The sequence below is a fragment of the Stenotrophomonas lacuserhaii genome (assembly GCF_039674585.1).
Lineage (GTDB): Bacteria > Pseudomonadota > Gammaproteobacteria > Xanthomonadales > Xanthomonadaceae > Stenotrophomonas > Stenotrophomonas pennii_A.
On the sequence record NZ_JBDJNU010000031.1, the window covers coordinates 1 to 26,483 of the forward strand.

Annotated in this window: 25 protein-coding genes and 1 riboswitch; of the genes, 6 read left to right on the plus strand and 19 right to left on the minus strand. The window is 68.5% G+C overall.

The window, feature by feature from the left end; genetic code table 11:
• Window positions 1-144 precede the first annotated feature (144 nt).
• On the minus strand, window positions 145-969 hold the full coding sequence (locus ABE522_RS12410; RefSeq protein ID WP_346591949.1) for an AraC family transcriptional regulator: 825 nt from the start codon (window positions 967-969) through the stop codon (window positions 145-147).
• Between the two features lie 109 nt (window positions 970-1,078).
• Here ABE522_RS12410 and ABE522_RS12415 point away from each other — a divergent pair, with 109 nt between their 5' ends.
• Window positions 1,079-1,504, plus strand: a complete 426-nt coding sequence (locus ABE522_RS12415; protein ID WP_346591950.1) for an organic hydroperoxide resistance protein — start codon at window positions 1,079-1,081, stop codon at window positions 1,502-1,504.
• A gap of 120 nt (window positions 1,505-1,624) precedes the next feature.
• Here ABE522_RS12415 and mmsB read toward each other — a convergent pair whose 3' ends face one another.
• The 5 genes from mmsB to ABE522_RS12440 are packed head-to-tail and all read right to left on the minus strand — an operon-like array spanning window position 1,625 to window position 7,172.
• Window positions 1,625-2,515 (minus strand): 3-hydroxyisobutyrate dehydrogenase, encoded by an 891-nt coding sequence (mmsB, locus tag ABE522_RS12420; protein WP_346591951.1) that lies wholly within the window; start codon window positions 2,513-2,515, stop codon window positions 1,625-1,627.
• Window positions 2,512-3,693 carry an enoyl-CoA hydratase/isomerase family protein gene (locus ABE522_RS12425; protein ID WP_346591952.1) on the minus strand — a complete coding sequence of 394 codons (1,182 nt, stop codon included), beginning with the start codon at window positions 3,691-3,693 and terminating at the stop codon, window positions 2,512-2,514. Before ABE522_RS12425 ends, mmsB begins: the two co-directional genes overlap by 4 nt.
• Window positions 3,690-4,487 (minus strand): enoyl-CoA hydratase, encoded by a 798-nt coding sequence (locus tag ABE522_RS12430; RefSeq protein ID WP_346591953.1) that lies wholly within the window; start codon window positions 4,485-4,487, stop codon window positions 3,690-3,692. The genes ABE522_RS12425 and ABE522_RS12430 overlap by 4 nt, the downstream gene beginning before the upstream one ends.
• Complete coding sequence (locus ABE522_RS12435; RefSeq protein ID WP_474200917.1) at window positions 4,484-5,638, minus strand: acyl-CoA dehydrogenase family protein; 1,155 nt, start codon at window positions 5,636-5,638, stop codon at window positions 4,484-4,486. Before ABE522_RS12435 ends, ABE522_RS12430 begins: the two co-directional genes overlap by 4 nt.
• 28 nt (window positions 5,639-5,666) lie before the next feature.
• On the minus strand, window positions 5,667-7,172 hold the full coding sequence (locus ABE522_RS12440) for a CoA-acylating methylmalonate-semialdehyde dehydrogenase (protein WP_346591955.1): 1,506 nt from the start codon (window positions 7,170-7,172) through the stop codon (window positions 5,667-5,669).
• Between the two features lie 112 nt (window positions 7,173-7,284).
• On the opposite strand from ABE522_RS12440, the gene ABE522_RS12445 reads away from it, so the two are divergent.
• Complete coding sequence (locus ABE522_RS12445; RefSeq protein WP_346591956.1) at window positions 7,285-8,652, plus strand: helix-turn-helix domain-containing protein; 1,368 nt, start codon at window positions 7,285-7,287, stop codon at window positions 8,650-8,652.
• Window positions 8,653-8,719: 67 nt separating this feature from the next.
• Here the strand turns inward: ABE522_RS12445 and ABE522_RS12450 are convergent, their stop codons facing one another.
• The 12 genes from ABE522_RS12450 to ABE522_RS12505 form a co-directional block, all read right to left on the minus strand.
• Window positions 8,720-10,609, minus strand: a complete 1,890-nt coding sequence (locus ABE522_RS12450) for an RpoH suppressor (protein ID WP_346591957.1) — start codon at window positions 10,607-10,609, stop codon at window positions 8,720-8,722.
• Window positions 10,610-10,844: 235 nt separating this feature from the next.
• Complete coding sequence (locus ABE522_RS12455; RefSeq protein ID WP_346591958.1) at window positions 10,845-11,378, minus strand: lipocalin family protein; 534 nt, start codon at window positions 11,376-11,378, stop codon at window positions 10,845-10,847.
• An 11-nt stretch (window positions 11,379-11,389) separates the two neighbouring features.
• Window positions 11,390-12,463: an SAM-dependent methyltransferase gene (locus ABE522_RS12460; protein WP_346591959.1), complete on the minus strand. Its 1,074-nt coding sequence runs from the start codon at window positions 12,461-12,463 to the stop codon at window positions 11,390-11,392.
• Window positions 12,463-13,254, minus strand: coding sequence for a DUF1295 domain-containing protein (locus ABE522_RS12465; protein WP_346591960.1), 792 nt, complete (start codon window positions 13,252-13,254; stop codon window positions 12,463-12,465). The genes ABE522_RS12460 and ABE522_RS12465 overlap by 1 nt, the downstream gene beginning before the upstream one ends.
• Window positions 13,251-13,802, minus strand: coding sequence for a DUF2878 domain-containing protein (locus ABE522_RS12470; protein ID WP_346591961.1), 552 nt, complete (start codon window positions 13,800-13,802; stop codon window positions 13,251-13,253). The genes ABE522_RS12465 and ABE522_RS12470 overlap by 4 nt, the downstream gene beginning before the upstream one ends.
• Before the next feature lies 1 nt (window position 13,803).
• A complete protein-coding gene (locus ABE522_RS12475) occupies window positions 13,804-15,057 on the minus strand; it encodes a cyclopropane-fatty-acyl-phospholipid synthase family protein (RefSeq protein ID WP_346591962.1) in 1,254 nt (417 codons plus the stop codon).
• Window positions 15,054-15,818 carry a DUF1365 domain-containing protein gene (locus ABE522_RS12480; protein WP_346591963.1) on the minus strand — a complete coding sequence of 255 codons (765 nt, stop codon included), beginning with the start codon at window positions 15,816-15,818 and terminating at the stop codon, window positions 15,054-15,056. The genes ABE522_RS12475 and ABE522_RS12480 overlap by 4 nt, the downstream gene beginning before the upstream one ends.
• Window positions 15,815-17,095, minus strand: coding sequence for an NAD(P)/FAD-dependent oxidoreductase (locus ABE522_RS12485; protein WP_346591964.1), 1,281 nt, complete (start codon window positions 17,093-17,095; stop codon window positions 15,815-15,817). Before ABE522_RS12485 ends, ABE522_RS12480 begins: the two co-directional genes overlap by 4 nt.
• A gap of 1 nt (window position 17,096) precedes the next feature.
• Window positions 17,097-18,059: an acyl-CoA desaturase gene (locus ABE522_RS12490; protein WP_346591965.1), complete on the minus strand. Its 963-nt coding sequence runs from the start codon at window positions 18,057-18,059 to the stop codon at window positions 17,097-17,099.
• A gap of 87 nt (window positions 18,060-18,146) precedes the next feature.
• Window positions 18,147-18,920, minus strand: a complete 774-nt coding sequence (locus ABE522_RS12495) for an anti-sigma factor (RefSeq protein WP_346591966.1) — start codon at window positions 18,918-18,920, stop codon at window positions 18,147-18,149.
• Window positions 18,917-19,486: a sigma-70 family RNA polymerase sigma factor gene (locus ABE522_RS12500; RefSeq protein WP_346591967.1), complete on the minus strand. Its 570-nt coding sequence runs from the start codon at window positions 19,484-19,486 to the stop codon at window positions 18,917-18,919. Before ABE522_RS12500 ends, ABE522_RS12495 begins: the two co-directional genes overlap by 4 nt.
• A 67-nt stretch (window positions 19,487-19,553) precedes the next feature.
• Window positions 19,554-20,327 carry a hypothetical protein gene (locus ABE522_RS12505; RefSeq protein WP_346591968.1) on the minus strand — a complete coding sequence of 258 codons (774 nt, stop codon included), beginning with the start codon at window positions 20,325-20,327 and terminating at the stop codon, window positions 19,554-19,556.
• Window positions 20,328-20,423: 96 nt separating this feature from the next.
• Window positions 20,424-20,655, plus strand: a riboswitch (cobalamin riboswitch).
• 218 nt (window positions 20,656-20,873) lie between these two features.
• On the opposite strand from ABE522_RS12505, the gene metE reads away from it, so the two are divergent.
• The 3 genes from metE (at window position 20,874) to purU (ending at window position 24,988) form a co-directional block, all read left to right on the plus strand.
• Window positions 20,874-23,177, plus strand: a complete 2,304-nt coding sequence (gene metE, locus ABE522_RS12510; RefSeq protein ID WP_346591969.1) for a 5-methyltetrahydropteroyltriglutamate--homocysteine S-methyltransferase — start codon at window positions 20,874-20,876, stop codon at window positions 23,175-23,177.
• A gap of 177 nt (window positions 23,178-23,354) precedes the next feature.
• Window positions 23,355-23,981, plus strand: coding sequence for a bifunctional nicotinamidase/pyrazinamidase (pncA, locus tag ABE522_RS12515; protein WP_346591970.1), 627 nt, complete (start codon window positions 23,355-23,357; stop codon window positions 23,979-23,981).
• 155 nt (window positions 23,982-24,136) lie between these two features.
• On the plus strand, window positions 24,137-24,988 hold the full coding sequence (purU, locus tag ABE522_RS12520) for a formyltetrahydrofolate deformylase (RefSeq protein WP_346591971.1): 852 nt from the start codon (window positions 24,137-24,139) through the stop codon (window positions 24,986-24,988).
• A 106-nt stretch (window positions 24,989-25,094) separates the two neighbouring features.
• Here the strand turns inward: purU and ABE522_RS12525 are convergent, their stop codons facing one another.
• Window positions 25,095-25,364, minus strand: a complete 270-nt coding sequence (locus tag ABE522_RS12525; RefSeq protein ID WP_346591972.1) for a DUF2798 domain-containing protein — start codon at window positions 25,362-25,364, stop codon at window positions 25,095-25,097.
• A gap of 120 nt (window positions 25,365-25,484) precedes the next feature.
• Here ABE522_RS12525 and ABE522_RS12530 point away from each other — a divergent pair, with 120 nt between their 5' ends.
• Entirely contained in the window at window positions 25,485-26,405 is a 921-nt protein-coding gene (locus ABE522_RS12530; RefSeq protein WP_346591973.1) for a LysR family transcriptional regulator, read from the plus strand.
• The last annotated feature ends 78 nt before the right edge of the window (window positions 26,406-26,483 follow it).

The window sequence follows — 26,483 nt, forward strand, 5'->3', positions numbered from 1 at the left end:
CCGGGCGGCGCGCGGGGGGGCGGGGGTCCGGGCCGCCGGGGGGGGGGCCGGCCCGCGCCCGGCCCCCCCGCTACCAGGGCGCGACGCTCGCCGAGCATGGCTCGGCGCTACCAGGGCGGGGCGCTCGCCGCGCATGGCTCGGCGCTACCTTGCGGCCTGCTTCCACTCGCGCGGCGACTGCCCGGTCTGCGCCTTGAACGCACGCGACAACGCTGCTTCGCTGCCGTAGCCCACGTCGCCGGCGATGCGCTTCAGCGGCTGGCCACGGCGCAGTGCCTGCTGCACCAGCCGCGTCCGCCACGCCTGCAGGTACTGCCCCGGCGTGCTGCCGATGACCTCGCGGAAGCCTTCGGCAAAGGCACTGCGTGACATCCCTGCACGTTCGGCCAGCGCGTGCAGCGACCACTCTTCCGCCGGCTGCTCATGCATGGCCACCAGTGCGTGGCGCAGCCGTGGATGGCCCATGCCGGCCAGCAGCCCGACCTGGATCTGGCCGTTTTCCATCAGCGTGCGCAGCACCTGGATGATCACCAGTTCGAACAGGCGGTCGAGCATCGCCTGGCGGCCGCAGCGCTGCGCGAACGCTTCTTCGAACAGTACGCCGAGCACCGCGTTGCTGCCCAGCAGGTCGGCCAATGGCAGGCAGACAGGGCTCGGCAACGCGTCGGCCACCGGGCTGCCTTCGCCGGCTTCGAAGCGCAGACCGGCCGTCACCAGCGGTACCTGCGCTCCCCCATCGATGTTGAAATGATGTTCGCGCGGCCGGGCGTACAACAGCACGCTGGGCTGGTCGATGCGCAGGCGGGTGCCATCGCGGTCCGCCAGCTCCACGCCGCCCTGGCTGAGCAGGTGCAGCAGCGGTCGGCTGGCAGCCTGCGCCGGCACCCAGTGGCCGCTGACCTGGCCGCCCTGCAGCAGCCGCGCACTGACCGGGAAGCGGTCGAGCAGGGATTCAAGTCGATCAAGCATGGCTGGACGATCCGTCAAGTTTTCCGGACTCGATGTTGCCACACGTCCAGCCAAGGCGCGCAAAGTACACCTCACCGGCCAACCGGCCACCCCAACAAGGAACTCCGCCATGTCGATCGAAAAGGTTCTCTTCACCGCCCAGGCCACCGCAACCGGCGGCCGCGAAGGCCGCGCTGTTTCCTCCGACAACGTGCTGGACATCCAGCTGTCGACCCCGCGCGAACTCGGCGGCGCCGGCGGCCCGGGCACCAACCCGGAGCAGCTGTTCGCTGCCGGCTATTCGGCCTGCTTCCTGGGCGCGCTGAAGTTCGTCGCCGGCCAGGCCAAGGTCGCGCTGCCGGCGGACACCACCGTGGCCGGCAAGGTCGGCATCGGCCAGATCCCGACCGGTTTCGGCATCGAAGCCGAGCTGACCATCACCGCACCGGGCGTGCCGCGCGAGCAGCTGGAAGAGCTGGTGCAGAAGGCCCACGTCGTATGCCCGTATTCCAATGCGACCCAGGGCAACATCGACGTCAAGCTGATCGTGGCCTGAAAAAAAATGGGCGGATGCCGGTCGTGACCGTGCATCCGCCCATCCCACCGCTGTCGGTCGCAGGGCGACCGCTGGTCACCCCCGACCCCGTCCTGCCCGCCAGCACTCGCTGGCCGTGGGCTATTTTTCGTTGCTCACCAGCTGCACCACGCTGGAGAAATCCAGCTTGCCGCGGCCTGCCTGGTGGTTCATCGAATACAGGTTGCGCGCCAGCTCGCCGAGCGGGATCGAGGCGCCCACGCTCATCGCCGCTTCCACCGCCAGGCCCATGTCCTTGAGCATCAGGTCGCTGCCGAACCCGCCGCTGTAACCGCGGGAAGCCGGTGCGTTTTCCAGCACGCCGGGCCACGGGTTGCACACTTCGGTGGCCCAGCTGCGGCCGGTGCTGACCGCCATCATCTGCGACAACACCTTCGGGTCCAGCCCGTGTGCCACGCCCAGCGCGATGGATTCACCGGTGACCGCCATGATCACGCCCAGCGCCATGTTGTTGCACAGCTTGGCGACCTGGCCGGCACCACTGGCGCCCACATGGAAGATGTTCTTGCCCATCGCCTGCAGGTAGGGACGCGCGCGTTCCAGCGCGTCCTCTTCGCCGCCGACGATGAAGGTCAGCGTGCCGGCGCTGGCCCCGGCGGTACCGCCGGAAACCGGCGCGTCCAGCATCTGCAGGCCACGCGCCGCGGCGGCTTCGGCGACCTTGCGCGCGGTGGCCGGGGCGATGGTGCTGCAGTCGATCACCAAGGCGCCGCCCGGGATGTCGGCCAGCAGGCCATCGTCGCCGAGGTACACGCCTTCGACGTGGCGGCTGGCCGGCAGCATCGAAATCACGACTTCGGCATCGGCCAGCGTATCCAGTGCAGAGGTGGCCGCGGTGGCGCCTGCGTCCACGGCGGCCTGCACGGCGGCCGGCACCAGGTCGAACACGCGCACGGCGTGGCCCGCTTTGGCCAGGTTGGCGGCCATCGGACCGCCCATGTTGCCCAGCCCGATGAATGCAATGCGACTCATGCGACGGTCCTTTCAGCAGCGGTGGCGCCAAGGTCGGCCAGCGGATGCTGGTCGGCCGGCCACGGGGAAATGAAGAAGGTCTCTGCCCACGCCGCGCTGGCGTCGGCCAACGTGGCCGGGTCCCAGCGCGGAGTACGGTCCTTGTCGACCAGCAGCGCGCGGATGCCTTCGGCGAAGTCACCGTGTGCGGCGCAATGCAGGGCCGTCACGTACTCCAGCCGGTACACGCTGGCCAGGTCCGCGCCGGCGGTGCGGCGCTGCAGTTCGAACGCCAGCCGCGCCGAACCGGGCGCGCCGGCCGCGAGCGTCTTCTGCGCGTTCTGCAGCCACGCGTCCTCGGTCTGCAGGGCGCCGATGCGTTCGATGATCGCGGGCAGTTCGTCGCCGGCGCACAGCGTGTCCAGCACGGCCGCATGCGCCTGCAGCGGCCCCGCGGGTGCGTCGCTGGCGAAGGACTGCAGGAGGGTGTCCAGGCGGCCGTGGTTGGCCTCGCTGTCGCTGCCCCAGTCCGCCTGCAGCAAGGCATCGATAACTTCAGCGCGCCGCACTTCGGCAATGTGCACGTCGGCAAGGTCGGCATGGATCGCGTCGCCCGGGCCGAGCAGCGCGCCGGTCAGCGCCAGGAAAAGCCCCCCCTTGCCCGGCACGCGCTGCAGCAGCCAGCTGCCGCCCACGTCCGGGAACAGGCCGACGGTGATCTCCGGGAACGCCAGTTTCGAGCGCTCGCTGACCACGCGATGGCTGGCACCGGACATCAGGCCGATGCCACCGCCCATGACGATGCCGTGGCCCCAGCACAGGATCGGCTTGGGATAAGTGTGGATCAGGAAATCAACGCGGTATTCAACATCGAAAAACTCCGCAGCGTAGGCGTTCTGGCGGATATCCGCGTGGCCTGCCTGGCGGTACGCCAGCATGCTCTGGTGAAGGCTGTGCAGGTCGCCGCCGGCGCAGAACGCCTTCTCTCCGGCGCCCTGCAGCACCACCATCGCGATCTGCCCGTCGCTCGCCCAGGCCTGCAGCCGCTCCAGCAGCAGGTGCGCCATCGGCAGCGAGAAGCCGTTCAAGGTACGCGGCGCGTTGAGCGTGGCAACGCCGATGCGCATGCCATTGGCCGCCACGCGCTCTTCGAACAGCACCGGTGCCTCGTCGACCACGATGTCGGTTTCCCGGGTCATGCGTTCTTCCACTGCGCGCTGCGCTTTTCCAGGAAAGCGCTGACACCCTCGACCTGGTCGGCGCTGTCGAACAGGTCGACAAAGGCTTCGCGCTCTGCAACCAGCGCGGCGGCGTGGGTGCCGGTGCGGGTGGACTGCACCAGCGTCTTGCAGGCGGCGATGCTGGTCGGGCTCTGCTTGCCAGCCTTCTTCGCCCATTCCAGTGCCAAGGCCTTGGCTTCGCCCTTGCCGGCTTTCTGTTCCGCCAGGCCGATGCGCACGGCGGTGTCGGCGTCGATCCGCTCACCGAGCAGGATCATCCGCTTGGCCCAGCCTTCACCGACCAGGCGCGGCAGGTTCTGGGTGCCACCGGCGCACGGCAGCAGGCCGACGGTGGCCTCCGGCAGCGCCACCTGGGCATGTTCTTCGATGATGCGCAGGTCGCAGGCCAGCGCGCATTCCAGCCCGCCGCCCATCGCATAGCCGTTGATCGCAGCGATGGACACGCCGCGGAAGCCGGACAGCGCCTCGAAGGCTTCGCCGAAACGACGCGCGGCTTCTCGCGCAGCGCCCTTGTCACCGGAAGCGAACTGGTTGAGATCGGCACCGGCGGAGAAGAACTTCTCGCCCTCGCCACTGATCACCAGCGCATAGATGGAGCGGTCCGTGTTCAGCGCAGCAACCAGGTCGCGCAGCGCCGCCAGGCTGTGCACGGTCCAGGTATGCGCCGGCGGGTTGTGCAGGGTGATGACCGCGACGTGGCCATCGGCCTCGACCTTCAGGCCGACATGATCGTGGGTGCGCCAATCGTTCATCGCAGTTCCTCTTCGGTGTTGAGCAGGTGGCGGGCGACGATCACCCGCATGATTTCGTTGGTGCCTTCCAGGATCTGGTGCACGCGGCTGTCGCGCAGCAGGCGCTCGATCGGGTATTCGCGGATGTAACCGTAGCCGCCGTGGATCTGCAGCGCTTCGTTGCAGATGGTGAAGCCGGCATCGGTGGCGAACCGCTTGGCCATCGCACACCAGACAGTGGCATCGCTGGCGCCGGTGTCGAGCTTGCGCGCCGCCGTGTGCACCATCTGGCGGGCCGCCACCAGTTCGATGGCCATGTCGGCCAGCTTGAACTGCAGGGCCTGGAATTCGGCCAGCGCCTTGCCGAACTGGCGGCGTTCGCCCATGTAGCGGCGGGCAGCATCCAGCGCCCCCTGGGCGGCGCCCAGCGAGCAGGCGGCGATGTTGATGCGGCCACCGTCCAGGCCCTTCATCGCCAGCTTGAAGCCGCCACCTTCCTCGCCCAGCAGGTTGCCGACCGGCACCCGCACGTTCTCGAAGGTGATGCCGCGGGTCGGCTGGCTGTTCCAGCCCATCTTCTCTTCCTTGCGGCCGTAGCTGATGCCCGGCAGGTCGGCTGGCACGGCGATCGCACTGATCCCGCCCGCGCCCGCGCCACCGGTACGCGCCATCACCACCAGCAGTTCGGTGGCACCGGCCCCGGAAATGAAGGCCTTGGAACCGTTGAGCACGTAGTCATCGCCATCGCGCACCGCCGTGGTCTTCAGCGACGCCGCATCGGAGCCGGCGCCGGGTTCGGTCAGGCAGTAGGAGGCCAGCTTGATGCCGGCCGCCAGGTCCGCGCCCCAGGCCGCGCGAAGCGCCTGCTGGCCCCACGTGGATACCATCCACGAGGCCATGTTGTGGATGCTCACGTACGCCGCGGTGGACGGATCCACGTTGGCGAGTTCCTCGATGACGACGGCGGCGTCCAGTCGGCTCAAGCCGCTGCCACCGACCTCGGGATCCATGTACAGGCCACAGAACCCGAGTTCCCCTGCCTTGGCGATCGCCTCGCGCGGGAAGATGCCCTCCGCATCCCACCGCGCCGCGTGTGGCGCCAATTCCGCCTGGGCGAAGTCACGCGCTGCCTCGCGATAGGCCTGCTGCGCTTCTTCGAGTTCCGTCGTCATCGAGTTACTCATGGCTGGAACTCCGTTGTTACTTGAGGCTGATGGTGGTGTTGACGCCGTGGCCGAGCGTCTCGTCATCGAACCAGCGTGCGGTGATGGTCTTGGTCTGGGTGTAGAACATGACCACCTGCTTTCCGTACGGGCCGAGGTCACCCAGCTTGGATGCCCGCGAACCGGTGAAGGAGAACAGCGGGACCGGCACCGGGATCGGTACGTTGATGCCGACCTGGCCGACGTCGATGTCTTCCTGGAACCTGCGGGCGGCCGCACCGGACTGGGTGAACACCGCCGTGCCGTTGCCATTCGGGTTGCTGTTGACCAGCGCGATGGCCTCTTCCAGCGTTTCCGCTTCGAGGATCACCAGCACCGGCCCGAAGATTTCTTCCTGGTAGATGCGCATGTCGGTGGTGACGCCGGAGAAGATCGTCGGACCGACGAAGTTGCCCTTCTCGAAGCCGTCCACCTGCGGATTGCGGCCGTCCAGGTCCAGCGTGGCGCCCTGCTCCACCCCCGAAGCGATCAGCCCTTCCACGCGCTCACGTGCGCTGCAGGAGATGACCGGGCCGACATCGGTGCCGGCGACCGAACCGGCGCTGACCTTCAGCGTCTTCGCCTTGGCCACCAGGTCCGGCACCCACGAACGCGCCTCGCCCACCAGTACCAGCGTGGAGGCCGCCATGCAGCGCTGTCCGGCGGCACCAAAGGCGGCACCGACCATCGCGTTGAGGGTCTGTTCCTTGTTGGCATCCGGCAGCACGACGGCATGGTTCTTGGCGCCCATCATGCATTGCACGCGCTTGCCGGCCAGCGAGGCGCGGTTGTATACGTGGGTGCCGACGCGGGTGGAACCCACGAACGAAACCGCCTTGATGTCGGGGTGGTCGCAGATTGCGTTGACCACTTCTTCGCCACCGTGCACCACGTTCAGCACGCCCTTCGGAATGCCGGCTTCCAGCGCCAGTTCGACCAGCCGCATGGTGACCATGGGGTCCTGTTCGGACGGCTTGAGCACGAAGGTATTGCCGGTGGCGATGGCCATCGGGAACATCCACAGCGGGATCATCGCCGGGAAGTTGAACGGGGTGATGCCCGCGCACACGCCCAGCGGCTGCATCAGGGTGTAGGTGTCCACGCCGTTGGCCACGTTGTTGGCCAGCTCGCCCAGCTGCAGGTTGCCGATCGCCGCGGCGTGCTCGACCACTTCCAGGCCGCGGAACACATCGCCTTCGGCGTCCGGCACGGTCTTGCCCTGCTCGGCGCTGAGGGTATGGGCCAGCTCGCTCATGTTCTCGCGGATCAGCTGCTGGTACTTCAGGAAGATGCGCGCGCGGGTGCCGATCGGCGTCTTGCGCCAGGTCTTGAAGGCTTCCTTGGCGGCGGCCACCGCATCATCCACTTCGCTGGTGGTGGCGAAGGGCACCTGGGCCAGCACGTCCTGGGTGGCCGGGTTGACGACGTCCTGCCAGTGGGCGGTGGACGATTCGATGAACTGGCCATCGATCAACAGGCGGATACGGGGCGCTGCAACAGTCATGGCGGTACCGTGGGGTCTCAGGGATGCTTGGCATTATTCACAAGCGACCACTCGATTTCCGGGCTGTCTACGCTTAATCTGGCCAACCGGAACGACGAAAGTTGTTAATTCTGTGAATACGGAGTCACCCCAACGCCAGCTCGGGCTCCGCCTGGCGAAGCTGCGCGAGCAGCGCGGCTATAGCCAGGCGCAGCTGGCACAGCAGCTCGGCGTCTCGGCCAGCTACCTGAACCAGATCGAGCGCAACAAGCGGCCGTTGACCCCGGCGGTCCAGCAGCGCCTGCGCGCGGTGCTGGGTGAACTGGGCGATCTGTTCGACGCGGGCGGCCCGGCCGCGCTGCAGGAGGCACTGGGGCAGACCCTGCGCGACCTCGGCCTGGCCGATGTCAGCGCCAACGAACTGCGGGCACTGGCGGGCAACCTGCCCCAGGTCAGCCAGGCCCTGCTGGACCTGCACCGGCGCCATCTGGCGCTGCGCGAACACGCCGCCGCGCTGGAATTCCAGCTGGGTGAGCCCGGCGCCGGGATGAGCCTGCCGGCCGGCGACCAGGTGCGCGATTTCTTCAACCGCATGCACAACCACATCCCGGAACTGGACGCATTGGCCGAGCGCCTGTTCGCCGAGTGGGGCCTGACCGTGGGCCACATGGCGCCGCGGTTGCGCCAGCTGCTGGCCGACCGCCACGGGGTGATGGTGGAAGTGGCCCCGCTGCAGGCCGGGCGGGAGAAACGCGTGATGGACCGCCAGGCACGCACGCTGTGGCTGCCGGACTACCTGGAACCGGGCCAGCAGGCGTTCCAGATGGCGGCCGAGCTGGCGCTGCGCGGCCATGCCGAACAGGTGGATGTGGTGATCGAGCGGGCCGGCTTCCACGATGACGAGCGCATCGCGCAGGCACGCATCGGCCTGTCCAATTATTTCGCCGGTGCGCTGGTGATGCCGTACGGCCCGTTCCTGCGCGCGGCCGAGTCCAGTGGCTATGACATCGAACTGCTCGCCCACCAGTTCGGCGTGGGCTTCGAGGCGGTCTGCCACCGCTTGAGCACGCTGGCGCGGCGCAGTGCACCCGGCCTGCCGTTCTTCTTCATCCGCGTGGACCGGGCGGGCAATGTGTCCAAACGGCATTCGGCCACCGATTTCCACTTCTCGCAGGTCGGCGGCTCGTGTCCGCTGTGGATCGTGTACGAGGCGTTCAACCAGCCCGGGCGCATCCTCACCCAGACCGCGCGCATGCCCGATGGACGACGCCATTTCTGGCTGGCGCGGCAGGTCAGCAGCGGGCCGGTCGGCCACGGCCAGCCGCGCAAGACCTTCGCGGTGGCGTTGGGCTGCGACCTGCAGCACGCCGAGCGGCTGGTGTACACGCGTGGGCTGGATATCCAGAGCCCGGGCAATTCGGTGTCGATCGGCCCCGGCTGCCGGGTATGCCCGCGCGAAGACTGCATGCAGCGCGCGTTCGTGCCATTGCCGGGACGCTGAGCTGACGGGAAAGGTAGGGACGGCCGCTGGCCGTCCAACGGGAATGACGGCCAGCGGCCGTCACTACCTAGTAGATCGGGGTGACCTTCATCTGCGGCAGCGGGCGCGGGGCACCGTCGGTGAGGTCTGGACCGCAGTCATCCCAGCTTGCGCCCTGCTCCACCATCAGCGCGTACAGCGCCTGCGATGCGCGACGCTTTTCCTGCGATCCCAGCGGATACGATGGCGGTGCCGGTTGCCCTGCCGCGACGCTGGCATACGCGGCGCGGTAGGCCACCACCTGCTGGCCCGCGGCATCGGTGCGCGACACTTCCAGCGTGTAGCGCTGGTAGGCCGAAGCGGCATTGCGCCACCGTATCCAGTAGTGGTTCTCGAAGGAGAAACGGCAGAAGCGCTCGCCGGCCAGCGTGCCCTTCTGCGCGATGCGACCGAGCACCTCCTGCGGCATGTCCAGGTTCATGCCACCCTCGTCGCCCTCCAGGGCGACGTGCACGATGCGGTCGCGATAGCCGGGCGCGCGGGCCTGCAGCAGGTCGCGCCAGTTCTGCATGGTGGCGACGATGGCAAACAGGAACCGGGTCAGCTCGGTGGCGGCCACCGGCGAAGCGATATCGCGGTAACCGCGCTGCCAGCGTTCGCGATTGCCGGTGGGCAGTACCACCGCGCGTTCCAGCGCCTGCTGCGCATCGCCCGCTTCGGGCACTTCCCGCGCATCGCCGGGGTAAACCAGATTGATGGCGAAGGTCGGCCAGCGCGGCAGTGCGGCGTCGAACAGGTGGATCGGAAAATTGCTGCTGATACCCCCATCGGAGAACCAGCAACGGCGGTAGCCGGTGATCGATGAGCCGGCCGCGGCCGCTCCCTGCTGGCCCCCGCTGGCCAGGCCCTCCATGCTGTCGGCCACGTTCTTCCCGCCACGTCCGGGCTCGGCCCGGTTGCCCTGCGCGGGTGCAGCGTGACGTGCCGGCTCATGCAGCGGCACCGCACTGATCAGCAGCGGAAAGCTGAGGCTCATCCGTGTGGCGACCAGGACCGGCAGCTGGCCTTCCGGCGGCAGCCGGTAGTACCGCCTTCCGTCGACCTGCTCCGGTGCGCCGGCATCGGCCACCAGCCAGTCCACCACGCTGCGCGGAAACAGGCGATCGAACTCTTCGCGCAGGAACCAGAAGCGCGCTTCGGAAAACGGCAGCGTACGCGGTTCGTTGTGCGATACGCAGGTGCTGATCATCTGCAGGGTGATCGCCCGGTCATCCTGCGGTTCATCGGCATAGCGCGGCGCGGCGTGCAGGTCGGCGAAGGTCAGCGGCTGGTCGTCTGGTTTGCCCGACAACCGCTGCAGCGCATCGTGCAGCCAGTCGGTCAGCGCGGGGCGCCGTGGGTCGTCGCCGCGGCCATTACACAGTCCCAGCAGGTTGCCCCGGGCCACCCGCGCCACCCGCAGCAACGCGCCGGCCACGCCCGCGCCATAGGCGCACAGCAGCGCAGGCAGGAGGGCAGCCAGCACGCCCGCTACGCCGCCCGCGCCGTGGCCGATACCCAGCAGCACGACCAGCGACAGCAGCACTTCCAGCGGTGCGATGGTGAACACCGCGACCAGCAGGCACAGCAGTTTGCGGGGCCAACCCGCATGGCTGGCCAGCACCACCAGCAGGCGGTATGCCGCGCGTGCGCCGCGTGCGGGCTGGAACAGCCCGTAGATGAAACCGCGCGTGGACAGTTGCGCCGATACGGCGGCGAGTCCCTCGAAGCCGGCCTGCGGACCCACCGCTTCGCCCGCCTGGCGACGGCGATCACCGAGTGCGGCAGCCGCCGCCACGGCCGCCGCGATGGCCCCGGCCGAGGTGCCGCCGATGCTCTTGAAGCGGTATTCCCTGGCCAGCGCCAGCACCGCATTGGGATACACGATGCCGCTGGTGATGCCGCCCTTCATGACCAGATCGCAGTACTTGGCTGCCACGTGCCGACCCTCTGCTGGATTCGACCCTGATTATGGCAAGAGCGCCTCTCACCACATGAGATGCCTGACGCATTTCGCAGGCAAGGCGGCGCCCGGTAGTCGGCCGCTGGCCGTCATGCCTTGGCCCTTGGTAGGTGACGACCGTTGGTCGTCACGCCTTGGCCCTTGGTAGGTGACGACCGTTGGTCGTCACGCCGTTGCCTTTGCCGCTGCGCTCGCCGAGCATGGCTCGGCGCTACCGCTCCGACTGCGGCACCTTGCGGATCTTGCTGGTGTCGTACCCCATCGCGGCGATGCGCTCGATGGCCTGCCGGTAATCGGCCTCGCTGACCTGCGGCGTGCGCGCCATGTACCAGACGTAGTCACGCTTGCTGCGCGCCACGATGGTCTGCTGGTAATCCGCATCCAGCCAGGAAATCACGTACTCGGCCTGGATCGGCCAGATGAACTGCATGCCCCACACCGCACCGTTGCCTTCCTCCTCCACCCTACCCACCGGATGCATGGTCTTCAGCGGTGCATCGAAGCTGCCCTTGCGGTAGGTGAAGGTGGTCTGGATGCGCCCGTCAGGCCGCAGTGCATAGCGTTCCACCGAATCGAACGCCTTGCGTTCGATGAAGGTGGGGATCTGTGCGATCACATACCAATCCCCCATGAAGCGCGGCACGTCCACGGCGCTCGCGCGCGGCAATGGACGTTCCGGGCTGGACGAACAGGCGCTGGCCGACAACGCCATCGCGATCACGGGAAGCAGGCTGGACAGACGCATCGCGTTCTCCTTCAACGGGGACGGAACAGGTAGTGGGCCACCAGCCACTGCTGGCCGTTCTCATAACCGAACAGTTCAGCGCAGGCCATCCAGAACATCCGCCAACGCCGGAACCACAGCGCAGCGGCGGCATCACCGTAGGTCTGGCGCAGCACTGGCATCAACACGTCGCGCTGGCTGTCCTGGTTCTGCAGCCAGTGGTTGGCCGTGCGCTGGTAGTGCGTGCCGTCCAGCAACCAGCGCTGCTGCAGCTGCAGGTCGTGCTGGAAGTGCAGCAGCGTGTCCGCTGCCGGCATCAGGCCACCGGTGAAGAAATGCCGCCCCATCCAGTTGTCCTCGCCCTCGGTTTCAAAGGGATACATCGCGGTGCGATGCACGAAGATATGCACGAACAACGCGCCATCGCTGCGCAGCCAGCGGGCGATCCGGCCGAGCAGGCGGTCGTAGTTGCGCATGTGTTCGAACATCTCGATGGACACTGCGCGGTCAAAGGAGTTCGCGGGCAGGTCCAGCTGGTTGACGTCGCGGGTCAGTACCTGCACGTTGCGCAGCCCGCGTGCCTGGCACTGCGCCTCGATGTGCGCACGTTGCCCGTGCGAATTCGACACCGCGGTGATGCGTGCGTGTGGATAGCGTTCGGCCATCCACAAGGTCAGTGATCCCCAGCCACAGCCCAGTTCCAGGATGTCCTGCCCATCGGCCAGCCCGGCACGCTCCGCGTACAGTTCCAGCATCGCCTCTTCGGCCTGGTCGAGCGTCTCCGTGCCGGTGCGGTAGTAACAGCTGCTGTACTTCAGCCGCTTGCCGAGGCAGGCCTGGAAGAACGCTGCCGGCACTTCGTAGTGCTGGCGGTTGGCCGCATCCACGTGCAGGGCCAGCGGGCTGCCCGCCAGTTCGGCGATGCGCTCGGAAAAGCGCATTGCCTGGGCTTCGGTGCCGCCTTCGAACTCCTCGCGCAGGCGTTGCGCGCACTGGCGGCGGATGCCGTAACGCAGCAGCGCGTCCGGCAGCAGCCCGCGTTCGGCCAGGCCGGTCAGCCCGGCGGCAGGGTCCGGCAACGGCAGGCTCTGGAATTGGGTGCTCATCAGCGCAGCTCCTTGGATGTAGCGGATTTTCGGGGGAACCAGGGGAAGATCATCGAGGTGCTGCGCTGGTAATCACGGTAGTCCTCGCCGCGGCTGCGCAGCGCCTGTTTTTCAGTGAACGGCACGCCGCTCAGCCAGCGCAGGAACACGTACATCACCACCGGGCCGGCGCAGGCCAGCCACCACAGCGGAGAACCCACGGCCAGCAGCACATAGGTGAACCAGTGCAGCCATTCGAAAAAGTAGTTGGGATGCCGGGAATAGCGCCACAGGCCTTCGCGGCAGGTGCGACCCTTGTTCGCCGGGTCGGCGCGGAAGCGTGCCAGCTGACGGTCGGCCAGGCTCTCCCCACCCACGCTCAGCACCCACGTCGCCACCGCTGCCAGCACCCAGCCGATACCATCGCCGCGCGGGTTCTGCGCCACCGCGATGAACGGCAGGGCGAACAGCACCACCAGCAGCGCCTGGGCCTGGAAGAAGCCGAAGATCCTGCCCTGGTGGCCCTGCCAGTGATCGCGCAGGTAGCGGTAGCGACCGTCCTCTTCTTCGCTGCGCACGCGCCGCCACAGGTGGTGTGCCAGACGGGCTCCCCACAGCCCGCCCAGCACGCCCAGCGCCAGCCGTGGCAGCAGCGCGCCGGCCCCCAGCAGCGCCAGCAGCAGCGCGGCGGCGGCAACGCTCTTGGCCCACAACACATCCACCACGCCGATGTTCTGGTGCCGGCGTTGCCACCACCAGCCCCAGCTCATCACCACGGCGGCATACAGCCACACCCACCACAACAGCTTCATCGTGTTTCTCCTGTTTCCATGGGGTCGGCGCGGCGCGCCGGCTGCCAGCGCCGCGCGCAGGTGGCCAGCAGCGGCAGCGCGAGCGCCCAGCCGATGCCCAGCAAGGCGATGCCCTGCCAGGCCGGCGCGGCGAAACGCACCGAAGAAAATCCCCGCGCAGCCGAGACATAGGCCAGGGGGGCCAGCAGCAGGCCGACCAGCACGGCCAGCCGCCACCGGCGCTGCAGGGCAGCGAAAGAGACGGTCAGGGTCATCGCGAACGATGCCCACAACGCAAGGATCCAGACCGGCGCCAGCCCGCGTTCGGCGTTGCCTGCGGCATACACCACCCGTCCGGAAGCACCGGCCACGCCGTCCACCACCAGCCCGCAGCCGATCGCCAGCGCGATCAGCTTCAGGTCCACCACCGGGTGCGGGGACAGCAGCAGCTGGCTCAGCACATAGGCCGCTGCCGCCAGCAGCGCCGGCCAGTACAGCCCGCGCCCGGCACCGGCCACCGCGCAGAACCACACCAGCTGGTTGCCGATCACGTTGCCCCAGAAGTGCATGTCAGTGGGCTCCAGCCAGCGACGCGGGACGGTAGCCCGGTCGCGCCAGCAACAGCTGCGACACACCGATCGAGCGCTCCAGGAAGCCGCCTTCGCAGTACGCGAGATAGAACTCCCACAGGCGGACGAAGTCTTCATCGAAGCCTTGGGCGCGCACCGCCGGCAGCTGGGCGAGGAAGCGCTCGCGCCAGGCGCGCAGTGTCAGTGCGTAGGACTGCCCGAAGTCCATCTGGCCGATCAGCTGCAGGTCGCTGCTGCGGGTCTTGGCCGCCAGCATGGCGTTCAGCGAGGGGATGAAACTGCCCGGGAATACGAAGCGCTTGATGTAGTCCACGCTGCGCCGGGCCTGCTGGTAGCGCTCGTCTTCGATGGTGATCGCCTGCAGCAACGCCAGTCCTTCGGGCTTCAGCAGGCCGGTCAGGGTCGCAAAATACGTCTGCAGGTACTGCGCGCCGATGGCTTCGATCATTTCGATGGACACCAGCTTGTCGTACTGCCCGTCCAGGTCGCGGTAGTCCTTCAGCAGCAGGGTCACCCGGTCGTGCAGTCCGGCTGCCTCGATGCGCTGGCTGGCCAGTGCGTGCTGCTCCACCGATATGGTGGTGGTGGTGACACGGCAGCCGATGTGGCGTGCCGCGTACAACGCGAACCCGCCCCAGCCGGTACCGATCTCCAGTACGTGGTCGGTGGACTTGAGCTGCAGCTGTTCGCAGATGCGCGCGAGCTTGCGCTGCGATGCCGCGTCCAGCGTATCGCCGTCTTCGAACAGCGCCGAGGAGTACATCAGGTCCTTGGAAAGGAACAGCGAGAAGAACGGATTACCCAGGTCGTAGTGCGCGGCGATGTTGCGTCGGCTGCCTTCACGGGTGTTGCGGCGCAGCTGTGCCCAGGCCTTCAGCGCCCAGCCCCCGATCCGTGCCGGACCGCGTTCCACGCCGTCGAGCAGCACACGGTTGCGCACCAGCAGCTGCACCAGCGCCACCAGGTCATCGCAGCGCCAGTGACCGCGGATATAGCTTTCGCCGGCGCCCACGCTGCCCTGGGTCGCCACCGCGCGATAGAACGCCGGGTCATCGACGGTCACCGTCACCAGCGGGCCGCTGCCCTGCGTGCCGAGCACCACCTCACCGAGTGCGTCGCGGACCCGCAGGCGGCCGTCACGCAGCGCGCCCAGCTTGGCCAGCAGCTGGCGGCGCAGGAAAGTGTCCAGGCGCCCGGGCCGTGGCAGGGCCATGCAGTGGCTCATGTCGTTCATTGGTGTTTCCCAGCAAGCGAAGGATGGTCGTGGACCGGATTGCGTTTCAGCCACAGGCGCAGCGCCTGCCAATGGATCGCGCCGACCACCTGCAGGGTCATCAGCGGGTGCCGGGCCAGCACCATGGCCAGCCCGCGGCCGTCCAGCGCGCGGCGCTGCATCGACTGGGTCGCATCGAACTGGCGCTGGCCGTCGCGCCATACCTGCATGTGAACGCGCAGGTCGTCGCCGGGCACGGTGAAGCGCCAGTCGTAACCGCAGTCCATCTGCATGAACGGCGAAACATGGAACTGTTTGTCGAAACGCCAGCGCAGTGCGCGTCCACGCGCTTGCGCATCGGCGACCGGCAACACGTAGGCGTGGCGTTCCTTCCACGGCGTGTTGGTGATCTCGGCGACGATGCACTCCAGTGTTTCGTCCACCGCATGGCAGTAGTAGAAGCTGACCGGATTGAACACATGGCCGGCGTGGCGCAGGTGGGCGAGCAGGCGCACCGGGCCCAGCGGACGGTGGCCAAGCGCGGCCTGCGCGCGGTCGCGCACGGCCTCGGCCAGCGGTTGGCCGGGGTCGCCCAGGTAATCGCTGCGACGGAACTCGACCAGGTTGCGGCGACCCACCGACCACAGCCAGCGCCGGTCGAACACGCGGTCCACTTCGTCCAGGTCCAACAGCAGCTGCGCGATCGGATAACGGAAGGCGTGCGCATGCGGCAGGTGCCTGCGGTGCACGACATGGCCACGATAGATCGCACTGGTGCTCACGCGGTGGTTTCCTCGTGACGCGGCCAATGCGTCTGCGCACTCATGGCGTGCAGCGCATCCACCACGCGCCGCGCGCTGCGGATGCCATCTTCGTGGAAGCCCCAGCCCCAGTACGCGCCGGCAAACCAGGTATGGCGGCGCCCTTGCACTTCGTGCCATCGCCGCTGCGCACGGACCATGGCGTGGTCGTGCACCGGGTGCGCGTAGCGCAGTCGACGCAGCACCTTGGACGGGTCGATCGCCGCGCTGCGGTTGAGCGTCACCAGCAGCGGGGTCGGCGTGTCCAGGCCCTGCAGCAGGTTCATGCAATAGGTCACCGTGCAGGCCTGCGCCGGATCGCGCGGCACGTGCGCGTTCCAGGCCGCCCACGCCGCGCGGTTGCGCGGCAACAGACTGGCATCGGTATGCAGCACGACCTCGTTGGGCTGGTAGCGGATGGCACCGAGCACGCTGCGTTCCAGCATGTCCGGATCCTGCAGCAGCCACAGGGCCTGGTCACTGTGGCAGGCCATCACCACGTGGTCGAACCCTTCCGCACCCGCTGCGGTGTGCACCAGCACGCCATCGGCCAGCCGTTCCACCGCCAGCACCGGGCACTCCAGCCGCTCACGCACCTGCCAGCGTTGGCGCAGCGCGTCCACGTAACGCGCCGATCCGCCCTGCACCACCCGCCATTGCGGGCGGCCGGTGAGCTGGAGCATCTGGTGGTTGGCCATGAACTGCACCAGGTAGCGCGCCGGGAAGTCGCGCACGCAGGTCGCCGGCGAGGACCAAAGGGCCGATGCCATCGGCAGCAGGTGCTCTTCGATGAAGGCCTCGCCGTAATGATGGTCGTCGAGGTACTGGCCCAGCGTCGGCCCGGCCTCGTCGCCCTGCAACAGGGCCGGCGCCTCGCGGTAGAAGCGCCGCAGGTCCGCCAGCATCCCCCAGAAGCGCGGCGACAGCAGGTTGCGGCGCTGGCAGAACAGCCCGTTCAACGAGGTGGCGTTGTACTCCACCCCGCTGCGTTCGCTGTGGGCGGAGAAACTCATCGTGGTCGGCTGCGAGGCGACACCGAGCTCGTCGAACAGCCCGCTGAGCAGCGGATAGTGCTGCGGGTTGAACACGATGAAGCCGGTGTCCACCGAGACCGCGCGGCCATCCACCTGCAACGCGTGGGTGTGGGTGTGGCCCCCCAGGTAATCGTTGGCCTCGAACAGGGTGACCTCGTGCTGCGGGTCCAGCCACCATGCGCTGGCCAGTCCGGCAATGCCCGAACCAATGACGGCGATGCGCATGTCAGTCCTTTGCCTTGGCCAGCACCCAGGCCGGCACCGGCTTGAGTCCGTGCACCAGGCGCAGCGACTGCATCAGCCGCAGCCCGTACCAGGTGATGTCCACTTCCCACCAGCGGAAGCCCTGGCGCGCGGTACCCGGGAAGAAGTGATGGTTGTTGTGCCAGCCCTCGCCGAAGGTGAGCAGCGCCAGCCACAGGTTGTTGCGGCTGTCATCACCGGTGTCATAGCGCTGCCGGCCGAAGCGATGGGCGAGCGAATTGATGGTGACCGTGGCATGGAACAGCACCACGGTGGAGATGAAGAAGCCCCAGACCAGCATCTGCGGGCCGCTGGTACCCAGTGATGGTGCCACGTGCTGCAACAACGCGCCCAGTCCATACAGCGCAGCGGCCAGCGCGACCGGCACCAGCGTGTCGAAACGGTCCAGCCAGCGCAGTTCCGGGAAGCGGGCCAGGTCGGGGATCCGCGCCCAGTCGGTGCGGAACCCTTCGCGGGTCAGGAACCAGCCCATGTGGCTCCACCAGAACCCGTGTTCACGCGGCGAATGCGGGTCCAGCGGCTGGTCCGCATGGCGATGGTGGCTGCGGTGGTGCGCAGCCCACCACAACGGCCCACGCTGCACGCTGGACGCACCGATGGCCGCGAACAGGAACTGCACCGCACGCGACGTCTGGAAGGTCCGATGGGAGAAATAGCGGTGGTAGAAGCCGGTGATGGCGAACATCCGCACCGCGTACAGCAGCGCGGCCACGGCCACCGCCACCCATGAGACACCCACCCATATCACCGCCACGCAGGCCAGGTGCAGGCCCACGAACGGCAGCGCACGCAGCCAGTCGATGCGCTTGCCATCGGCTTCGGCGGCGTCGGCCGCGCTGGGTTCCCTGCCGGCGGTATCGAACCAGCGCAACAGGGTGGACCAGCGCCGCGGGCGGGGCGGCGGTACTGCGGGTGTGGCCGACATCGTGCATCCCTCCTGGGTCTACTGACAGGAGATACGGTGCCAGCGGCCCCGTGGATGCAGCTTCCGGAAAATAAATTCCCCGGATCGTTACAGGTTGGCGATGTCTCCCTTGGCGACCACCGGACCACTCGGCGCCGGGTGCGGCGCGCCCGCCGACGGTTCCAGGGTGATCGCAAGTACCGAACCGTTGACCAGCGCCGAACGCAGCGCGGCCGGTACGTCCACGGTGTGGGCGCGGTCGTTGGAGACCAGGCCCAGCGACACCGGTGCGCCACCGGCCGGGATCACCCACAGCTCCGGCGCGCGGCCCTGGGCATCCGGCGCCGACGGCACCGGCACCATCAGCACCTTGCCCAGCGTGGCATCGACTGAAGCCAGCCAGCCGGCGCGGCCATCGTCATGCAGCAGCGGGGTAACCGGACGCGTCGCCTGCTCCGGCTCGACCGCCGGGGTCGGTGCCGGGGTAACCGCCACCGGGGTGGGTACGGGGGCATCCGGTGCCGGCCGGGTGAACACCGCGACCAGCGCCAGCGCGGCGGCGAGTGCGGTGGCCCCCTGCCAGAAGCCGGTGCGCTGCCACGGACGCGCGTTCGGGGCGGCGTCGAAGGTCGCCCAGCCCAGTTCGCGCCGTACGCGCAGCCACACATGGGCCGGCACCGGGGCGCTGCCCACTTCGTCCAGCAGCGGCGCCAGCCGTTGTTCCCATTGGTCCACCAGCCGCGCGAAGCCCGCGTCGGAACTGATGCGCTGCTCGGCCTCGCGGCGTTGTGCGGCGTCCAGCACGCCCAGCACGTACTCACCGGCCTGCTGGTCGGCGCTCGGCGGCTGCCCGTCTTCGTGGTGGAGGTCACGGATGTTCATGGTTCCAGGCACACCCGAAGCTGGGCCAGGCCGCGGCGGATCCAGCTTTTCACCGTACCCAGCGGAGTGGCAAGGCGGCGCGCCAGTTCATCGTGGCTGGCGCCGTCAAGGAAGGCGGCGCGGATCAGGCTGCGCCGGCGCGGTTCCAGCGCCTGCATGCAATCCTGCAGCCGCGCGTCTTCATCATTGCGCTCGGCCAGCTGGGCCGGCTGCAGGTCGCCATCGGGTAGTTCCTCGGCGATGGACACATCGTCGAGCGCGCGCGGCGGCGCAGCGCGCAGGCGGTCGATCGACCGGTTGCGCGCCAGCATCGACAGCCAGGTCATCGCCGACGCCTTGCCGGGATCGAAGCGCGAGGCCTTGTGCCAGACGGTCACGAAGACCTCCTGCAGCACGTCTTCGGCTTCGCCGCGGTCACGCAGCAGGCGCAGGCAGATCGCGAACAGGCGTCCCCCGGCTTGCTGGTACAGCGCTTCAAAGGCATCGCGATCCTGCGTCGCCACCTGTTCGAGCAGGGCGTCGAGGCGGCGCGCGTCGGCACCGTCGGGGGCGTCCGGCTGGGGCATTGCAGGCTCCGGGTGGCACAGGGGCAGACCTGCATCCTCCTTGCTCGGCGCGCATACCGCAAGTACATCATCGCGTGCATGAAGCCACCAGGGGCTGCGTGCGTGCGGCGGAAAGCTCGCCTTCGCTGGCAGGCCGCGGCGCGCCGGGGAAGCGGATGCGTACCTGCGGCCAGTTGCCGTCGGCGTCGCGCACGTTGCCGGTCCCTTCGAACTGCAGCAGCCGGCGATCAGCGCGCGCGTACACCACGTTCACCGCCGGCACCGCGAAGCCGAACCAGGCGTCCAGCTGCATCTGCAGCTGCTCGGCCGGCTGCCCCTGCCAGTCCACCGCACCGACCCGGCGCAGTTTCACCGGTACCCAGCGCTGGCGGCTGGTGAGCAGGAACGGCAGGGCGACCGTATCGCCCTGCAGCAGCGCGGACCAGTGCGCACGCACGGCCGCATCGAATCCTGCGTCGATCACCCCGCCGCGGGGCATGTCCAGGGTCTTGGCGGCATCGGCTGCACCGCTGGCGCCGCGGATGCTGACCCGGCGCTGCGTACCCTGGGCCTGCACCGCTTCCCGGCGTCCGTCGCGGCCATCGATGAACTCGAAATCCGGTGCCTGCGCATTGGCGGCGGCCGGCATCCACTTGCGCGCGAATGCGCGGCCATCGTTGCAGCGGTACAGCACCAGCCGCGCCTGCTGCGCCCCCACGTCCTGCAGGTAATGGGTTTCGCGGTACAGGGCGCGGCCGCCCTTCGGCGCCAGCGCCTCGCCTTCCACGCGCAGCACCGTGGCACCGGCAGGCGGAAACTCTGCAACAAGCAACAGCAGGCAGGGCAGCAGGAAGGGGCGCATGGCGGGGTCCGCAGGGAGCTCATGGACAGATACGCAGCGGGCAGCGCATTGGATGCAGTGCAACGAAGGCCCCCTTGACCGCTGCCGTGCTTCGGCCTACCTTGTGCTCGCCGAAGGTATCCATCTCTTCATGCGAATGAAAGGATGGATTTAAACGGGAATCCGGTGCCCGTGCCGCGTGCACGCATTCCGGAGCTGCCCCGCAGCGGTGAATGGAAACGACCTCCGCCAACAGCACTGGGCCACGGCCTGGGAAGCGGCGGACGCTAGGTGGGCGGCAATGCCCGTGTCCAACAGCCCGAATACCGGCCCCGGCCGGAGGACCTGAGCGTCCTTCGATTCGACCTGGAATCTCCGCGGGGAGGTTGCCCGGCCCATGCCGTCCCGTCGCCAGCGGGACGCGTCGGCACGTGCGCCTGTCCACGGCATCCGGTTCGCCCGCGGGGGCGAAGGTCGCTGGCAGGAGGGACGTGGGCCGGCAACGGCGCGCGGCGCCCTGCAGTTCCTTCGTTCCTCAATGCCGACCTGCAATGAGGACACGCTGCAATGACCACCGTTACCAACCTGGGTTTCCCCCGCATCGGCGCCAAGCGCGAACTGAAGCGGGCCCTTGAACGCCACTGGAGTGGCGAGGATGACATCGCCACCCTGCAGGCCAGCGCCGCCGCGCTGCGCGCACGGCACTGGAGGCTGCAGATCGAGGCCGGCGTGGACGTGCCACCAAGCAATGATTTCAGCCTGTACGACCAGGTGCTGGATACCGCCTTCCTGTTCGATGCGATTCCTGCACGTTACCGACAGCTGGCCGGTCGCGAGCCATTGGCTGCCTACTTCGCGATGGCCCGCGGCCTGCAACGCGACGGCATCGACCTGCATGCGCTGGAGATGACCAAGTGGTTCGACACCAACTACCACTACCTGGTGCCGGAACTGCAGGCCGGGCAGGCGTTCGCGCTGCGCGGTGACAAGCCGCTGGCCGAATTCCACGAAGCCAGGGCGCTGGGCATCCACACCCGCCCGGTGCTGCTGGGGCCGGTGAGCTTCCTGCTGCTGTCCAAGACCACCGATGGTTCGGCCGCGCTGGACCTGCTGGATGCGCTGCTGCCGTGCTATGTCGACCTGCTGGTCCGGCTGGAGGCGGCCGGTGCGGACTGGGTGCAGCTGGACGAACCGGTGCTGGTGCAGGACCTGGATGCGGCCGCCCGCGCGGCCTTCGAACGCGCGTATGCCGTGCTGGGCGCGAAGGCGGCTGCACGACCGAAGCTGCTGCTGGCCACCTACTTCGGCGCGCTGGATGACAACCTCGGCCTTGCCGCCAGCCTGCCGGTGGACGGCCTGCACGTGGACCTGGTGCGCGCGCCGGAACAGCTGGATGCCGTGCTGCAGGCGCTGCCCGCCGGCCGCGTGCTGTCGGCCGGGCTGGTCAACGGCCGCAACATCTGGCGCACCCAGCTGGACAATGCGCTGATCCTGGCGCGCTACGCGCAGACCGATCGCGGTGCGGACCTGCTGTGGCTGGCCCCGTCGTGTTCGCTGCTGCATTCGCCGGTGGACCTGTCGCTGGAAAAGAAGCTGGACGGGGAGCTGCGCAGCTGGCTGGCGTTCTCACGGCAGAAGCTCGAAGAACTGCGTGTGCTGGCCGACGCCCTGGATGGCAAGCCGTCCGCGGACGCCGGACTGAGCGCAAATCGCGAGGCGCTCGAGGCCCGTCGTCGCTCGCCGCGCGTGCACGACCCGGCCGTCGCCGCGCGGCTGGCCAGCCTGTCCGCCGCCGATGCCCGGCGCCATGGCAACTACCCGCAGCGCCGCCTGGCCCAGCACGCCGCGCTGCAGTTGCCGCTGCTGCCCACCACCACGATCGGCTCGTTCCCGCAGACCCTGGACGTGCGCGAAGCACGCGCCCGGCACAAGTCGGGCAAGCTGTCGCTGGCCGCCTACGAGGCCTTCCTGGAGCAGCACACCGCGCACTGCGTGCGCGTGCAGGAAGCACTGGGACTGGACGTGCTGGTGCACGGCGAATTCGAGCGCAATGACATGGTGGAATACTTCGGCGAGCAGCTGGAAGGCTTCGCGTTCACCGGCAACGGCTGGGTGCAGAGCTACGGCTCGCGCTGCGTGAAGCCGCCGGTGATCTTCGGCGATGTCAGCCGTCCGCAGCCGATGACCGTGCGCTGGTCGCAGTACGCCCAGTCGCTCACCCGCAAGCCGATGAAGGGCATGCTGACCGGCCCGGTGACCGTGCTGCAGTGGTCGTTCGTGCGCGACGACCAGGAACGCGACGCCACCTGCCGGCAGATCGCCCTGGCGCTGCGCGATGAGGTGAACGATCTGGAGGCGGCCGGCATCGGCGTGATCCAGGTCGACGAACCGGCGATCCGCGAAGGCCTGCCGCTGCGCCGCGCGCACTGGCGCGGCTACCTGGACTGGGCGGTGGAATCGTTCCGGATCAGCACCAGCGGGGTGCGCGATGCCACGCAGATCCACACCCACATGTGCTACTCGGAGTTCAACGACATCATCCACTCGGTGGCGGCGATGGATGCCGATGTGATCTCGATCGAGACCTCGCGTTCGCGGATGGAGCTGCTGGATGCCTTCGTGCGCTTCAACTATCCCAACGAGATCGGGCCGGGCGTGTATGACATCCACTCCCCGCGCGTGCCGGACAAGGCGGAGATGGTGGCCCTGCTGCGCAAGGCGCTGGCGGTGCTGAAGCCACAACAGCTGTGGGTGAACCCGGATTGCGGCCTGAAGACCCGCGGATGGCCGGAAACCCGCGCGGCGCTGGAAGCATTGGTGGCCGCCGCGGCCGAACTGCGCGCCGAGCACGCCGAGGCCAGCGTGGCCTGATCCGCAAGGTGGGCGGCGGCGCGCTGCCGCCGCCCTTGTAGTGTCGAGCCTGCTCGACACCCCCCGCCTTCCCGTAGTGTCGAGCTTGCTCGACACCCCCTCCCGTGCCGTCGAACAAGCTCGACGCTACGCCCTGTCCCCCGCTACGCTGCAGGCTCCCCCGGTACGGATTTTCCCATGACGCCCCTGCCCGCCCACGTGGCCTTGATCGTGGTGGACCTGCAACCGGATTTCATGCCCGGCGGCGCGTTGGCCTGTGCCGATGGCGATGCGCTGGTCGCCCCGGTGGCCGCGCTGCTGGCCGAGCGCCGCTACCGCACCGTGGTCGCCACCCAGGATTGGCACCCAGCCAACCATGCATCGTTCGCCAGCCACTACGCCGGCCAGCAGCCGTTCGCGCAGATCCAGCTGCATGGCCATCCGCAGACCCTGTGGCCCGACCACTGCGTGCAGGGATCACCCGGTGCCGCGCTGCATCCCGGCGTGGACTGGAATGCGGCCGACCTGGTACTGCGCAAGGGCACCCGTCCGCGGGTGGATTCATACAGCGCGTTCCGCGAAAACCACGGCCCGGAAGGGTCGCGCCCGGCAACAGGGCTGGCCGGCTGGCTGCGCGAACGCGGCATCAGCGAAGTGCATGTGTGCGGGCTGGCACGCGACTACTGCGTGCTGTGGACCGCACAGGACGCGGCCAGCGCCGGCTTCGCCGTGGGTTTCCACTGGAACCTCACCCGACCGGTCAGCGCCGACAACGACGACGCCACGCGCCAGGCGCTGGCAACGGCGGGCATCGCGCTGCTCTGATCGCACCCGGTGCTGTTCCGGTAGCGCCGAGCCGTGCTCGGCGAGCGCAGCGGAAGGCGCAGGCATGACGGCCAGCGGCCGTCACTACCGGTCAATGCAGTTGCATCTGAGAGCATTTATTCCGCAGCGCAGCAGGCTGGCCTAGACTTGGCCGGATGCGACCCGACTCCATCCTCACCCTGTCCTGCCCGGACCGCACCGGTATCGTCTACCGCGTGTCCGGCCTGTTGTACGACCACGGCTGCAACATCCTGGACGCCCAGCAGTTCGGCGACGAGGAGAGCGGGCGCTTCTTCCTGCGCGTGCATTTCGACCGCGATGCCGCGCTGCCGCTGGATACCGTCCAGGCCTCCATGCAGACGCTGGCCAGCGACTTTGGCATGGACTGGCAACTGCACGACGGCCGCCGCCGCGCGCGCCTGCTGGTGCTGGTCAGCAAGCAGGGTCACTGCCTCAACGACCTGCTGTTCCGCGCCCACAGTGGCCAGTTGAAGGTGGACATCGCCGCAGTGGCCTCCAACCACGCCGACTTCGCACCGCTCGCGGCGTCGTACGGCATTCCATTCCATCACCTGCCGGTGAGCGGGGAAACGCGCGAAGTACAGGAACGCCAGATCATTGATCTGGTCGAGCGCGAGAAGATCGACCTGGTGGTGCTGGCGCGTTACATGCAGATCCTTTCGCCGACGCTGTGCCGCGCGCTGGCGGGCCGTGCGATCAACATCCACCACAGCTTCCTGCCCAGTTTCAAGGGCGCGCAGCCGTATCACCAGGCGCACGCACGCGGGGTCAAGATCATCGGTGCCACCGCGCACTACGTGACCGAAGATCTGGACGAAGGCCCGATCATCGAACAGGACGTGGCCCGCGTGGATCATGCGATGACCCCGCGTGACCTGGTACGGCTGGGCAGCGATACCGAGTCGCAGGTGCTGGCGCGTGCGGTGCGCCGGCACGTGGAGCACCGCATCCTGCTCAATGGGCATCGTACGGTGGTGTTCCGCTAGCGCCACGTGGCCTTTGCAGGAACCCGGACGCCGGATGGAATCCGCCGAGCATGGCTCGGCGCTACCGACCGCGCCCGGTAGTGACGGCCGCTGGCCGTCTCTGCCCTCAGCCCGGCGGATGCACTGTCAGTGCCACCAGCCGCAGCACCAGCGGGCGCACCACCAGCACGCAGCAGAACGCCACCGGCATCGCCAGCAGATAGGCCTCCAGCACGCGGCCCAGATAGGCCGCGTCCACCCCCGCATGCGCGGCGGTGATCACCAGGCACATCAGCATCGCCATGATGCCGGCCATGAAAAAGGCGAACACATAGGGCGTAGCGCGATGGCCGAACTTCAGCCCGCGACGGGCCGGCAATGCAGTGGAATCGGTCATGTGAGGGGAGTGCAGGAACAGCCTTCCAGCATGCCCGAAGCGCATCCCGGCTGCAGCCCCTGCGTGCTTGGGGCAGTCCGAAGCAGAACTTTGCCCCCGGCCATGGCAGGCTGTGCGGTCATGAACCTGCTCCAGCTCATCCGCACCTTCACCCGCACCGCCGAAGCCGGCAGCATCGCCGGCGCGGCGCGCGCACTCGGCATCAGCGCCACGGCCGTCGGCCAGAACATCAGCCGGCTGGAGGCCCACCTCGGCGTGCGCCTGTTCAACCGCAGCACCCGTTCGCTGTCCCTCAGCGAAGCCGGCGCGCTGTACCTGGCCAAGGTGCAGCACATCGAAGCGGACCTGGCCGGCGCACAGGCCGCGATCAGCAGCGGCGACATCGAACCGGTCGGCCCGCTGCGCATCGGCTGCAGCCGCGCGTTCGGGCGCCACGTGCTGGCGCCGATGCTGCCCGCGCTGCAGCGCCGGTATCCGCAGCTGCAGCTGGAACTGCGGCTTTCCGACCGCGCCGTGCGCCACGCCGAAGAGTCGGTGGACGTGAGCATCCGCATCGGTGCACAGCTGCAGGATGGGCTGGTGGCACGCCCGCTGGCACGCATCCCGTTCGTGTTCTGCGCCGCCCCTTCCTATCTGCAACGAGCCGGCACCCCGACCTCACCGGAGCAGCTGGCGAGTCACCGCGCGCTGCTGTTCCGCTTCCCCGCCGACGGCCGTCCGCTGCGTTGGGGGCTGGTCGGCGAACACGGCCGCGTCGAGGCGACGATGCGGCCGGGAATGATCTGCGACGACATCGATGCCCTGGCCGAACTGGCCGCAGCCGGCGGCGGTATTACCCGGTTGGCCGCGTTCGTCGCCGAACCCTATCTGCGCGACGGCCGCCTGCAGGCCGTGCTGGCCGACGATCCGGCGTGGCGGCCCGAACCCATGGATATGTACTTCTGCCTGAGCGACCGGCGCGACTTCACCGCGCGCATCCGCGTGCTGTTCGAGCACCTGCAGGCGGGATTGCCGGTGGCGTGGCAGGTGCCGGCGGGGTGAGGGTCAGCGGACGGAGGGCCAGCGGCCGTCAACGTGAGGGTGACGACCAACGGTCGTCACCCACCAGTGGCCAAGGGC

Coding starts and splice junctions, on each gene's coding strand:
- ABE522_RS12430 (WP_346591953.1), bottom strand. CDS start 4,487: ATGAACGATTGGCGCACCCACGATCATGTCGGCCTGAAGGTCGAGGCC.
- ABE522_RS12525 (WP_346591972.1), bottom strand. CDS start 25,364: ATGACCGATTCCACTGCATTGCCGGCCCGTCGCGGGCTGAAGTTCGGC.
- ABE522_RS12490 (WP_346591965.1), bottom strand. CDS start 18,059: ATGTCGGCCACACCCGCAGTACCGCCGCCCCGCCCGCGGCGCTGGTCC.
- ABE522_RS12530 (WP_346591973.1), top strand. CDS start 25,485: ATGAACCTGCTCCAGCTCATCCGCACCTTCACCCGCACCGCCGAAGCC.
- ABE522_RS12505 (WP_346591968.1), bottom strand. CDS start 20,327: ATGCGCCCCTTCCTGCTGCCCTGCCTGCTGTTGCTTGTTGCAGAGTTT.
- ABE522_RS12475 (WP_346591962.1), bottom strand. CDS start 15,057: ATGAACGACATGAGCCACTGCATGGCCCTGCCACGGCCCGGGCGCCTG.
- ABE522_RS12455 (WP_346591958.1), bottom strand. CDS start 11,378: ATGCGTCTGTCCAGCCTGCTTCCCGTGATCGCGATGGCGTTGTCGGCC.
- ABE522_RS12440 (WP_346591955.1), bottom strand. CDS start 7,172: ATGACTGTTGCAGCGCCCCGTATCCGCCTGTTGATCGATGGCCAGTTC.
- ABE522_RS12460 (WP_346591959.1), bottom strand. CDS start 12,463: ATGAGCACCCAATTCCAGAGCCTGCCGTTGCCGGACCCTGCCGCCGGG.
- ABE522_RS12500 (WP_346591967.1), bottom strand. CDS start 19,486: ATGCCCCAGCCGGACGCCCCCGACGGTGCCGACGCGCGCCGCCTCGAC.
- ABE522_RS12470 (WP_346591961.1), bottom strand. CDS start 13,802: ATGCACTTCTGGGGCAACGTGATCGGCAACCAGCTGGTGTGGTTCTGC.
- ABE522_RS12410 (WP_346591949.1), bottom strand. CDS start 969: ATGCTTGATCGACTTGAATCCCTGCTCGACCGCTTCCCGGTCAGTGCG.
- ABE522_RS12485 (WP_346591964.1), bottom strand. CDS start 17,095: ATGCGCATCGCCGTCATTGGTTCGGGCATTGCCGGACTGGCCAGCGCA.
- purU (WP_346591971.1), top strand. CDS start 24,137: ATGCGACCCGACTCCATCCTCACCCTGTCCTGCCCGGACCGCACCGGT.
- metE (WP_346591969.1), top strand. CDS start 20,874: ATGACCACCGTTACCAACCTGGGTTTCCCCCGCATCGGCGCCAAGCGC.
- mmsB (WP_346591951.1), bottom strand. CDS start 2,515: ATGAGTCGCATTGCATTCATCGGGCTGGGCAACATGGGCGGTCCGATG.
- ABE522_RS12415 (WP_346591950.1), top strand. CDS start 1,079: ATGTCGATCGAAAAGGTTCTCTTCACCGCCCAGGCCACCGCAACCGGC.
- ABE522_RS12425 (WP_346591952.1), bottom strand. CDS start 3,693: ATGACCCGGGAAACCGACATCGTGGTCGACGAGGCACCGGTGCTGTTC.
- pncA (WP_346591970.1), top strand. CDS start 23,355: ATGACGCCCCTGCCCGCCCACGTGGCCTTGATCGTGGTGGACCTGCAA.
- ABE522_RS12495 (WP_346591966.1), bottom strand. CDS start 18,920: ATGAACATCCGTGACCTCCACCACGAAGACGGGCAGCCGCCGAGCGCC.
- ABE522_RS12465 (WP_346591960.1), bottom strand. CDS start 13,254: ATGAAGCTGTTGTGGTGGGTGTGGCTGTATGCCGCCGTGGTGATGAGC.
- ABE522_RS12435 (WP_474200917.1), bottom strand. CDS start 5,638: ATGACGACGGAACTCGAAGAAGCGCAGCAGGCCTATCGCGAGGCAGCG.